The following is a 10,907-nucleotide window of genomic DNA, read 5'->3' on the forward strand; positions in this document are numbered from 1 at the left end:
TGTCCCCGGTCCAGGCACCGCTTTCGCCGCACCTAACCCTGCTACCTTCGCAGACATGAGCGCGCCGTATTCCCCCTCACCGGCCCAGCCCCGCCATGCCTCGCGCCTGGCACTGTGGTCGGTGGCGGTGGCGGTGGTGGTGCTGGGCCTGAAATACGTGGCCTACCTGATGACCGGCAGCGTGGCGCTGTACTCGGACGCCCTGGAGAGCATCATCAACGTGGCGGCGGCGATCGCCGCGTTCATCGCCCTGCGGGTCGCGGCCCGGCCTCCGGATCCGGGGCATCCGTACGGCCACACCAAGGCCGAGTATTTCAGCGCGGTGGCCGAGGGGGTCCTGATCGTGCTCGCGGCCCTGAGCATCGGGCGCGAGGCGCTGGGGGCCATCCTGAATCCGCGTGAACTGGACCTGCCGTATACGGGCCTGCTGGTGAACCTGGGAGCGGGCGTGCTGAATGCGCTGTGGGCCACGCGGCTCCTGCGGGCCGGCGCAGAGCTGCGCTCCCCCGCCCTGCTTGCCGACGGGCGGCACCTGCGTACCGACGTGCTGACCAGCGTGGGGGTTCTGCTGGGCGTGCTGGCGGCCAAGCTGACCGGCGTGCTGTGGCTGGACCCGGCGCTCGCCCTGTTCGTGGCCGTCAACATTCTGTGGAGCGGGTTCGGGCTGGTCCGCGAGAGCGTGGGCGGCCTGATGGACGCCGCCATTGACCCGCGCACCGAGGCGCGTATCCGGCAGCTGATGCAGGCGCACGGCGACGGCGCCCTGGAGATGCATGATCTGCGTACCCGCCACGCCGGACGGCTGGCCTTTATCGAGTTCCACATGGTCGTGCCCGGCGAGATGTCGGTGAAGGAAGCCCACACCATCTGCGACCGACTGGAAGATGCCATCCGCGCCGAGATGCCCGAGAGCAGCATCTCCATCCATGTGGAGCCGCAGGAAAAGGCCAAGCATCACGGCGTGCTGGTGCTGTGAGGAACTAAAAAACCAACATAACGTAATCGGGGCTTCAACCGGACCGACATGGGGGCTCCTATACTCCCCGTGCACCACAACCGGCCCTACCTTCCTGCGGAGGAATCAATAACATATGGAGCAAACCGACCACCTGAGCGTCGCCAACGACGCGCATATCCGCTCGACCGTGGGACCGACCCGGCCCCCCACCGGCCCCAGCGTGGACATCCAGATTGACGGAGGCACCTTCAGCGCCTTCGTGGGCGAACCCCTGGTCGACGCGATCAACCGCGCGAAGATCGAGCTGGCGCAGGTGTGCTATCACCCCCAGCTCGGCCCGATCCAGACCTGCGACACCTGCGCGGTCGAGATCAACGGCGTGATCGGGCGCGCGTGTGGCACCCGGATCGAGCCGGGCATGACCGTGCGCACCCAGACCACTGAGGCCCGCACCGCCCAGCGCGACGCCTACGACCGGATCGTGGCCAACCATGACCTGTACTGCACGGTCTGCGACAACAACAACGGCAACTGCACGGTCCACAACACCCTGGGGCTGCTGAGCATGGACCACCAGACCCGGCCCTACATGCCCAAGGGCTACGAGAAGGACATGTCCAACCCCTTCTACCGCTACGACCCGGACCAGTGCATCCTGTGCGGCCGCTGCGTGGAGGCCTGTCAGAACGTTCAGGTCAATGAGACCCTGACCATCGGCTGGGAAATGGACCAGCCACGCGTGCTGTGGGACGGCGGCAAGCCCATCGGCGAATCAAGCTGCGTGAGCTGCGGCCACTGCGTGACGGTGTGCCCCTGCAACGCCCTGATGGAAAAATCCATGCTGGGTGAGGCGGGCATGTTCACCGGCATTCCGCTGCCAGTCTGGGACGCCGCCGTGGATGTGGTCAAGGGTGTGGAGGCGAGCACCGGCCTCAAGCCCATCATGAACGTCTCGGACATCGAGTCGAGCGCCCGCGACCGCTACATCAAGAAGACCAAGACGGTCTGCACGTACTGCGGCGTGGGCTGCTCCTTTGACGTCTGGACCGACGAGCGCCACATCCTCAAGGTCGAGCCCGGCCTGGGGCACGCCAACGGCATCTCCACCTGCGTGAAGGGCAAGTTCGGCTGGGATTACGTGAACAGCGACGACCGCCTGACCAGCCCCCTGATCCGTGAGGGGGACCGCTTCCGCGAGGCGACCTGGGAAGAGGCGCTGGATCTGGTGGCGCGGCGCTTCCTGGAAATCAAGGCGCAGCACGGCCCCGACGCTCTGGCCTTCGTGGCGTCCAGCAAGGCGAGCAACGAGGAGGCGTTCATGGTGCAGAAGTTCGCCCGTCAGGTGATCGGGACGAACAACGTGGACAACTGCTCGCGCTACTGCCAGTCGCCGGCCAGCAAGGGTCTGGCCCTGACGACCGGCATCGGCGCGGACAGCGGCACCATCAAGGACATCGAGAACGCTTCGCTGGTGATCACGGTGGGCAGCAACGCCGCCGAGAGCCACCCGGTACTGGCGACCCGCGTCAAGCGCGCACAGAAGCTGGGCCACACCCGCCTGTTCGTGTTCGACATCCGCGAGCATGAGCTGGCGACGCGCGCCGACCGCTTTATCCGTCCCAAACCCGGCACGGACTTCGTGTGGCTCAGCGCCATGAGCAAGTTCATTCTGGACAACGGCCTGGAAGACCGCGACTTCCTGCAGCGGCGCGTGAACGGTCTGGACGAGTACCGCGAGTCCATCAGCACCTACACGCTGGAGTACGCCGAGCGCGAGACCGGCATTGACGCCGGGACGCTGGAGGCAGTGGCCCGTCAGATCGCGGCCGAGGAACGCGTGGCGGTGTTGTGGGCCATGGGCGTCACGCAGCAGTGTGGAGGCAGCGACACCAGCGCCGCCATCTGCAACCTGCTGCTGATCACCGGCAACTTTGGCCGGACCGGCACCGGCGGCTTCCCGCTGCGTGGGCATAACAACGTGCAGGGGTCCAGCGATATGGGGGCCATGCCCGATCAGGTCAGCGGGTATCAGCTGGTCACGGACGAGCGGGCCATCGAACGCCACCAGCGCGAATGGGGCATCACCCTGCGTGCCCAGCGTGGCCTGGACAACACCCAGATGCTCGACGCGGCCATCCACGGTCAGCTCAAGGCCATGTGGATCACCGGGGAGGAGATGAGCCTCACCGACGCGAACGCCAACCACCTTGCCGAGGGCTTCGAGGCGCTGGAATTCCTGGTGGTTCAGGACCTGTATTTCACGAATACGGCGCGTTACGCGGATGTGGTGTTCCCGGCCGCCGCCTCGCTGGAAAAGGAAGGCACCTTCACCAACACCGAGCGGCGCATTCAGCGACTGTACGAGGTCATGGCTCCCCTGAAGGGCACCAAACCCGACTGGCAGATCTATCAGGCGGTCGCCCAGCGCATGGGGGCCAACTGGAACTACAGCCACCCCAGCGAGATCATGGACGAGATCGCGCGCCTGACGCCGTTCTTCACCGGAGTCAGCTACGAGCGGCTGGAGGGCTACAACACCCTGTGCTGGCCCGTCGCCGCAGACGGCACCGATTCGCAGCTGCTGCACCGCGAACGCTTTAACTTCCCGGACGGCAAGGCCCGCCTGTACCCGGCGACCTACAAACCCCGTCAGGAGGCCCCGGACGCGGAGTTCGACCTGCACCTGAACAGCGGGCGCATGCTGGAGCACTTCCACGAGGGCAACATGACCTTCCGGGTGGCCGGCATCGCCGAGAAGGCCCCGGACGCCTTTGTGGAAGTCAGCCCGGAACTCGCGGCCGAACGGCAGATTCAGAGCGGTCAGTGGGTGCGGCTGATCAGCGCGCACGGCGCGGTCCGCCTGCGGGCCCTGGTCACGGCCCGCGTCAGCGGCAACGAGCTGTACGTGCCCATGAACGCCCGCAAGGCCGAGGATACCGTGAACTTCCTGACCGGCAGCGGAGGCGACTCCATCACCAACACGCCGGCGTACAAGGACACCAGCGTGCGCATGGAGGTCCTGCCGGACAGCGGAGCCAGTCCCCTGCCCGCCACAAACTTCCGTTACGGCACCCCCACCCCCCAGACGGGTGTGGAGGTCGAGCGCAAGTGGAGCCGGCCTGATTATGTGTTTCCCGGCGGGGCGCTGCCCATGCTCGGCGACAGCCTGAATGCCCGCACCGACGCCCTGGGGGCCGACGACTGATGCTCCCCCTCATTCCCTTCAGGAGATTCCATGGCCAAGGCACTTGATTTCACGCCGCGCGAACCCACCCCGCAGGAACGGCTGCACTCCACGGTGGAGGACTCGGCCCCCGCCCTGGAAGAAAGCCTGCGGCTGCTGCGCGACCTGCACAACCACGGCGTGCTGGACGTGCTGAGCAAGACCGTGCGCGGCGGCGAGGGGCTGGTGGCCTCCTTGCTGCACATTACCGGGGGCCAGAGCGGCACCACCCTGCTGCGCAACACCACCGAACTCGCCAAGGTGCTGTCCACCCTGGACCCCCACGAGGTCAGCGTGCTTGGCAAGGCCATCAGCGTGGGAGTCCATGAGGGAGCGCGCAGCGTCGCGCAGGGCAAGCGCTTTGGTGTGGGAGACCTGATGGGCCTGCTGCGCGACCGCGACGTGCAGATCGCGCTGGGCGCGCTGGTCGGTATTCTCAAGGGTGTGGGGCGTGGGCTGCGCGAGAGCCGCCACGACAGCGCTGCCCATCCGGTCACCAACCAGACCATGGTGGGCCGCGGAACCCGGTAATCCGTGAACGATTCCACCGGCCAGGAGGGGCGCACCGAAGAATCATTCCCGGTGCGCCCCTCCGCACCGTCCGGCCCACACACCGAATTGCCTGTGGTGCGCTATCCCTCCGGCCAGCACCATGCAGACGCAGTGGCCACCGAGGAACCGCTGGAACTGCGGCTGGCCACCCCGGACGGGGCCATCACCCTGGGGGTCCTGATGCGGACGCCCGGGCACGACCGCGCCCTGCTGACCGGGTGGCTTGTGTCCGAGGGTCTGCTGCCGGAGCAGTTCGATCTCGCACCGGACGAGGAGAATGCCAATGTCTGGCATCTGCGTACCCCGGAGCATGTACGCCTCGCGGCGGGGGCACGTTTAAGCGTGTCCTCCAGCGCCTGCGGCGTTTGCGGCTCGGGCAGCATTGAGCAGCTTGCCGTCCGGGCGGGGCCTCCCCGCTGGACCGGCGGCCCACTGACGGCGCAGACCCTGTGCGCCCTGCCGGAACAGTTGCGGGCCGCCCAGCCGGGGTTCGCCGCCTCGGGGGGGCTGCATGGTGCCGGCCTGTTCACTCTGCACGGCGAGGCGCTGTGCGTCTTCGAGGATGTGGGGCGACACAACGCCGTGGACAAGGTGGTGGGCTGGGCGCAGGAACGGGCCCTTCTACCCCTGGACACCCACGTGCTGGTGGTGAGCAGCCGGGCGGGTTTCGAGATTGCTCAGAAGGCCGTCACCGCCGGCATCGCGGTGGTGGTGGCGGTGGGCGCGGCCACCACGCTGGCGGTGGATACCGCAGCCACCTTTGATCTGACCCTGTGCGGCTTCGTCCGGGACGGCCGGTTGACGGTCTATACCGGAGGCCAACGATTAAACATCAAAGAGTAGTCCAGCACCCCTTGTGTGCCACTTTAAACGTGGCATATTTTCGGCGGCTTACAACTTCACTTTTTAAAGTCCGTCCCCCGTTCGCAGCGGGGTCAGCATGCCGTGACGCGGCTCCGCATTCTCAACAGCCCTGAGGAGATCTGCATGGGATTCCTGGACCGTGAACATTCAATAGCCCCCGCCGGCTGGAGCCGCTGGCTGGTACCCCCCGCTGCGCTCGCCGTACACCTGAGCATCGGACAGATCTACGGATACTCGGTGTTCAACAAACCCATGACCCGCCTGATCAGCGGGGACCTGAAGGCCGAGACCGGCGCCGCCGGCGACTGGTCCCTGTTTCAGGTTGGTCTGATCTTCAGCGTGGCCTTGTTCTTCCTGGGAGCAAGCAGCGCGCTGTTTGGCAAATGGGTGGAACGCGAGGGGCCCCGCAAGACCATGTTCACGAGTGCGCTGCTGTTCTGCGGCGGCTTTTTTGTGGCGGCCCTGGGGGTCAGCACCCATCAGCTGTGGCTGATTATTCTGGGCAACGGTGTCCTGGGCGGCATCGGGCTGGGACTGGGCTACATCAGTCCGGTCAGCACCCTGATCAAGTGGTTCCCCGACCGACCCGGTCTGGCCACCGGCATGGCCATCATGGGCTTTGGCGGCGGCGCACTCATCGGCAGCCCGCTGGGCACCACCCTGATGACCCGGTTTATCGGTGACGGCACGCTGGGCGTCGGCACCACCTTCCTGATCATGGGCGCGGTGTACCTCGTGTTCATGATGCTGGGAGCCTTTCTCGTGCGCGTGCCGGCCGAGGGCTGGCGGCCCGCCGGCTGGACCCCGGTGGTCCGGCAGGCCGGCGGCATGATCTCGGTGAACAACGTCATGGTCGATCAGGCCATGCGCACCCCACAGTTCTGGCTGCTGTTTGCCGTGCTGTTCCTCAACGTCACCGCCGGCATCGGGGTGCTCGGGCAGGCCAGCGTCATGATTCAGGAGATGTTCAGTGACAAGGTGCTGGGGAGCGGCAACGGGGTCACGGCCGCCGCCGCCGCCGGCTTCGTGGGCCTGCTGAGCATCTTCAACATGGCCGGGCGCTTTATCTGGAGCAGCACGAGTGATCGCCTGGGCCGCAAGCCCACCTACATGATCTTCTTTGCGCTGGGCGCTGTGCTGTACTTCCTGATTCCGCTGTTCGGCCAGATGGGCAGTCTGGTGCTGTTCGTGGCCGGCTTCTGCGTGATCATCAGCATGTACGGCGGCGGCTTCGCTACGGTGCCCGCCTACCTGCGCGACCTGTTCGGGACCGCCAACGTCGGCGCCATCCACGGACGGCTGCTGCTCGCCTGGAGTGCGGCCGCCGTCGTTGGGCCCACGCTGCTCAACGGCTTCCGGGACCGGCAGATCGCCGCCGGCATTCCCGCGGCCCAGGCCTACAGCACGGTCATGTACGTCATGGCGGCGCTGCTCGTCGTGGGCTTCATCTGCAACCTGATGATCCGGCCCATCGCCAGCCGCTTCTGGGCCGAGCAGTCTGCGGCCGTGCCCGGCGCCACCCCCACCGGCAACGACTGAGCCTCCGCGCCTTTCTCTGGAGACCCCATGAACCAGAACCGTGAAGTTTCACCCGCCCTGATCTACATTGCCTGGACCGTCGTTGCCCTACCGCTGGCGTGGGGTGTCTACCAGACCCTGATCAAGGTCGCGCAGCTGTTCAGCTGAGTCCAGTTTTTCCATACGTCTGAATGCACGGCCGCCCCAAGATTGGGGCGGCCGTGTTGTTGAGCGGAGCTGCCGACCGCCTTCAATCCCGTTGACCCGGCCCAGCCCCCACCAATTTCAGCAGCTCCACATATACCCTGGCCGTGGCCGTGGCGTCCTCCAGAGCGTCGTGGGCCGTGTAACCAATGCCAAAGTGTTTGGTCAGCTGGGAAAGCGGGGTACCCACGGTATGGGGCAGCACTCCGGCGTGAATCAGAAACTGGGCTGTCAGCTTGGTGTCCACGTGGCCGCGCCGGAAGACCCGGCCCAGATCCGGCAGCAGCGGACGCACAAAGCGCAGGTCGAAATCAAAGTTGTGGCCTCCCAGCATTACCCGGCCCACTTCCGCCGCATAGTCACGCACCTGCTGCGCGATCTCCTCGGACGGCTGTGCGGCCTGATCATGCGCCAGCAGGTCAATCCCGGTGACGGCCAGCGCTCCCGGCTCCACGCAATACTCGGAATGCTTGACGAACAGGTGCAGCGGGCGGGTGATCTGCCCGGCCTCGTCCAGCGTCACCAGCCCCAGGGTGAGCAGCGGATGCCGGGCCGGGTCCCGTCCCCCGGTTTCCACATCCAGAAAGATGATGGGCTGACGCAGCGTGGGCGGCAGGACTTCGGACATGCGGCAGCCTACAGTGCCGGACGGGGCACACGGGTCATCTGCAGGCGGCGGCGCACCAGCGGGTGCGGGTCGCGCCTCAGCTGACCCAGGACCTCGGGCGGCAGATCGAACCGGGCAGACACCGACAGGCGCACGCTGTATTCCTCATCGGCCGAGAGCCGCTCGATCAGTTCGGGCGGCAGGTCGGGATGCTGGGCGACCGCCGCGCGCAGCTGCCACTCGCGCCGACCAGCCAGTTGCCGCAGCCGTTCCGGGCTGAGCCGGGCCCGCCCCGCCACCGCCCAGCGGGCCTGCGGCTCGGGGTGGCGCATGGCGAGGTCCTGCACCCACTCGGGGGCCGCTTCCACAGCGGCCAGGCGCGCCACCGTCAGCCCCGACCATGTCCGAATCTGTCCCATCTGGGCCAGCCGCAGCAGCGGCAGGGCAGGATTGTCCAGCACCGCTTCCGGGTAGCGGGCCGCGAGCTCACCCAGAACCTCAATGGGGGTATTGGGATGACGGGCCACGGCTTCCAGCACGGGAACCGGTGTGGCGCTGCGGGCCAGCCGGGTCAGTTCGGCGGCGGTGGCGCGGGGCGCCGGCAGCGCCGGAGCGGACGGCAGGACAGCTTCGTGCACAGGCATTGCTCCATTGTGTTCCGGCCGCTGCCTCCTGCAACAGCGCCGCGGTTACCAAAGGCCGGCAGGGCAGCCAAAGATGACCGCCCGCCGGGTACAGCCCCGCTCCTGTCTGCAGCATGGGGCAGTGCCGCTTGACCCCACCCTCGCCCGCACGGTCTGTCCTGGGGCTACCGGGCGGGCAAGCCGCCAAGAAAGTCCCGCACCGCTCCCAGGATGGCCAGTTCCGCCGCCGCGCGGGTCACGGTGGGCAAACCATCCTCCTTCTGCGGGCCATACCGACCAAAAAAACTGTGGACGGCACCGGGAATCACCGTCAGCCGGGCGCCGTCGGGTAGCCGCTTCAGGCCGCTGCGCACGTTCGCCGGATCGGCCACCGCGTCCTCGCCCGCAAGCAACGTCAGCACCGGCAGGGTGCGGTCCCTCAGACTCACGTTGTCTGGCGGATACGCGCCCATCAGGATCAAGCCGTCAATCTGGTCGGGACGGCCCACGGCGTACTGCACCGCCATGGCTCCGCCCAGGGAATGCCCCGCCAGAACCACCCGTTTGCCCACGCCAAACTTGCTGATCAGTGCGTCGGCACGGTTCACGCCGGTCACGGCCAGGTCCACGGGAAACACGGGAATCATGGTCTGTACGCCGTCGGTGGCCAGTGCGCGGCCCAGCCACTCGTAGGCCTGTGGGCGCACCAGACCGCCCGGATAAAAAATGAGGAGCGTCGTCGCTTCCCCGGCAGGACGGATGTTGATGAACGCACCACCCTCGTTTTCCAGCGTAGAACTTGCATTCATCCCATGTCCAGCCGGCGGCACGGCGTCCTGGCCGATCACCAGCGGAGGCCGGATCAGCACCCCCTGGGCCAGCGCCAGCAGATAGCCCACGCCCAGAGCCAGGATCATCCCCAGAGCCCTACACAGGCGGGGCGGCAGGGTGAGGCGCCGTATCCGGCGGCGTGGTCGCAGCATATCCACAGCATAGGACACCGACAGGACAGCAAAAACCGCGCTCCAGCAGAGCGCGGTCGGAACAGTGGAACGGGGTGGTTTAGCGGCGGGGAGCAGCGGTGACCGTCGAGACGCTCGTGGTCGCGGCGCTGCGGGCGCCGAAGATGCTGGCCAGCAGGGTTAGGCCGGCCACCAGCAGCCAGCCCCAGCCGGCGGTGCTCGCCGCACCGCGGGCAGCAGCCTCGGCATTCTCCACAGCCTGGTTGGCCTGGGTTTCAATGCGGTTCACCGACTGGTTGAGCTCATTCTGCACTTCGGTCGCCTGGGCGTTCGTCAGGCCCTGGCGCTCCAGACGGGTCACGAACTGCGGGCCAGTCAGCGCCTGCTTGATGGCGTCAATGCGGGCCTGGGCAAAGTCGGTGATGTTGGCCAGATCCACGGCACCCAGATCGTTCTGGGCGCGGCGCACAATCCCGGTCACTACATCGGCCGTGGCCGAGATCTGCTCCTGGCTCAGATCGCTGGTGTTCTCGGCGATCAGCGCCTCCACGTCATTCGGAGTGATGTTGTTGAAGAAGTTCTGCAGGTTGGGCATCTGCACGTTGTCGGCTGCATTGGCCGCCGCACCGGTCGCCGCGCTCACGACGTTGCCCGCCGTGCCCACCAGATTGCTGGCCGTGCCCACGACCCGCGAGGCGCTGTTGAAGGCAAACATGGTGGTGAGCAGCACCAGAACGCCGCCGGTGATCAGGCCGGTCAGGGTGGCGTCGTCGTTGGTCATGGCGGCAATACCGTCGTCGCTGCGGGTGGCAGGCGCACTCGCACGCACGGCGGTCAGGCCCGCGAGGTACGCACCGACCAGCGCGGCGATGCCGGTCCAGATGGCGGCGGCAATGCCCACGCCCGTCAGGGTCAGGCCGGTCAGGGCGGTGATGATCAGGCCCAGGGCAATCACGGTCAGGGTGGACACCAGTCCCATTACCAAGCCGGCGATGATTCCACGCCAGGACAGGCGGTGAGAAAGTGGATCTCGGTTCAGTGGATCTCGGTTTACGGTCATGGGGACTCCTTAGGCAGTGGTGTGAGAATGAAGAAGGTCCACTGCGTTGCACCGGGCCAAAGGGCATTGGCCCAGAACGTTCCTGTTCCCAACTTAACGGCATGTCCGCAAAAGTGTTGCCGCAATCTGCTTAACTTGAATCTCATACAAGTGGTAACTCAGCGCAAATGGGTTACCACTTAAGAATCTGCTCGGTTTACATTAAGAATGCCAAAAGGAATAGAGATGCACCGGGCTGACCTGCCCAAGCGTTAAACTCAGGAGTTGCACCTTGCATAGCGCAGTGAATATCCGTGCTGGCCGAGGAATTCTGCGTTTTTACTGAAGATCCGGAGC

10 protein-coding genes are annotated in these 10,907 nt (G+C 66.4%); 6 read left to right on the forward strand and 4 right to left on the reverse strand.

Going from position 1 to position 10,907, the window contains the following annotated elements:
• Nucleotides 1–55: 55 nt before the first annotated feature.
• The 6 genes from mntE to IEY21_RS17180 all read left to right on the forward strand — a co-directional run bounded on the left by mntE (nucleotide 56) and on the right by IEY21_RS17180 (nucleotide 7,283).
• Nucleotides 56–976, forward strand: coding sequence for a manganese efflux transporter MntE (gene mntE / locus IEY21_RS08285; protein WP_188903275.1), 921 nt, complete (start codon nucleotides 56–58; stop codon nucleotides 974–976).
• Nucleotides 977–1,091: 115 nt separating this feature from the next.
• Nucleotides 1,092–4,163 (forward strand): formate dehydrogenase subunit alpha, encoded by a 3,072-nt coding sequence (gene fdhF / locus IEY21_RS08290; RefSeq protein ID WP_188903277.1) that lies wholly within the window; start codon nucleotides 1,092–1,094, stop codon nucleotides 4,161–4,163.
• A 30-nt stretch (nucleotides 4,164–4,193) separates the two neighbouring features.
• On the forward strand, nucleotides 4,194–4,712 hold the full coding sequence (locus IEY21_RS08295) for a helical membrane plugin domain-containing protein (RefSeq protein ID WP_188903279.1): 519 nt from the start codon (nucleotides 4,194–4,196) through the stop codon (nucleotides 4,710–4,712).
• A 3-nt stretch (nucleotides 4,713–4,715) separates the two neighbouring features.
• A complete protein-coding gene (locus IEY21_RS08300) occupies nucleotides 4,716–5,576 on the forward strand; it encodes a formate dehydrogenase accessory sulfurtransferase FdhD (protein WP_229752975.1) in 861 nt (286 codons plus the stop codon).
• 144 nt (nucleotides 5,577–5,720) lie between these two features.
• Nucleotides 5,721–7,136: an L-lactate MFS transporter gene (locus IEY21_RS08305; RefSeq protein ID WP_188903281.1), complete on the forward strand. Its 1,416-nt coding sequence runs from the start codon at nucleotides 5,721–5,723 to the stop codon at nucleotides 7,134–7,136.
• A 27-nt stretch (nucleotides 7,137–7,163) separates the two neighbouring features.
• Complete coding sequence (locus IEY21_RS17180; protein ID WP_444542371.1) at nucleotides 7,164–7,283, forward strand: MFS transporter small subunit; 120 nt, start codon at nucleotides 7,164–7,166, stop codon at nucleotides 7,281–7,283.
• Between the two features lie 82 nt (nucleotides 7,284–7,365).
• Here the strand turns inward: IEY21_RS17180 and IEY21_RS08310 are convergent, their stop codons facing one another.
• The 4 genes from IEY21_RS08310 to IEY21_RS08325 all read right to left on the reverse strand — a co-directional run bounded on the left by IEY21_RS08310 (nucleotide 7,366) and on the right by IEY21_RS08325 (nucleotide 10,571).
• Nucleotides 7,366–7,947, reverse strand: coding sequence for a 3'-5' exonuclease (locus tag IEY21_RS08310; RefSeq protein ID WP_188903283.1), 582 nt, complete (start codon nucleotides 7,945–7,947; stop codon nucleotides 7,366–7,368).
• Between the two features lie 8 nt (nucleotides 7,948–7,955).
• The gene (locus IEY21_RS08315) at nucleotides 7,956–8,570 is read right to left on the reverse strand and encodes a hypothetical protein (protein WP_188903284.1); all 615 of its coding nucleotides are present in this window, start codon (nucleotides 8,568–8,570) and stop codon (nucleotides 7,956–7,958) included.
• A 164-nt stretch (nucleotides 8,571–8,734) separates the two neighbouring features.
• Nucleotides 8,735–9,466, reverse strand: a complete 732-nt coding sequence (locus IEY21_RS08320; protein WP_229752976.1) for an alpha/beta fold hydrolase — start codon at nucleotides 9,464–9,466, stop codon at nucleotides 8,735–8,737.
• A 145-nt stretch (nucleotides 9,467–9,611) separates the two neighbouring features.
• Complete coding sequence (locus IEY21_RS08325) at nucleotides 9,612–10,571, reverse strand: hypothetical protein (RefSeq protein WP_188903288.1); 960 nt, start codon at nucleotides 10,569–10,571, stop codon at nucleotides 9,612–9,614.
• Between the last annotated feature and the right edge of the window lie 336 nt (nucleotides 10,572–10,907).

Source organism: Deinococcus aerophilus (genome assembly GCF_014647075.1).
Classification (GTDB): Bacteria; Deinococcota; Deinococci; order Deinococcales; family Deinococcaceae; genus Deinococcus; species Deinococcus aerophilus.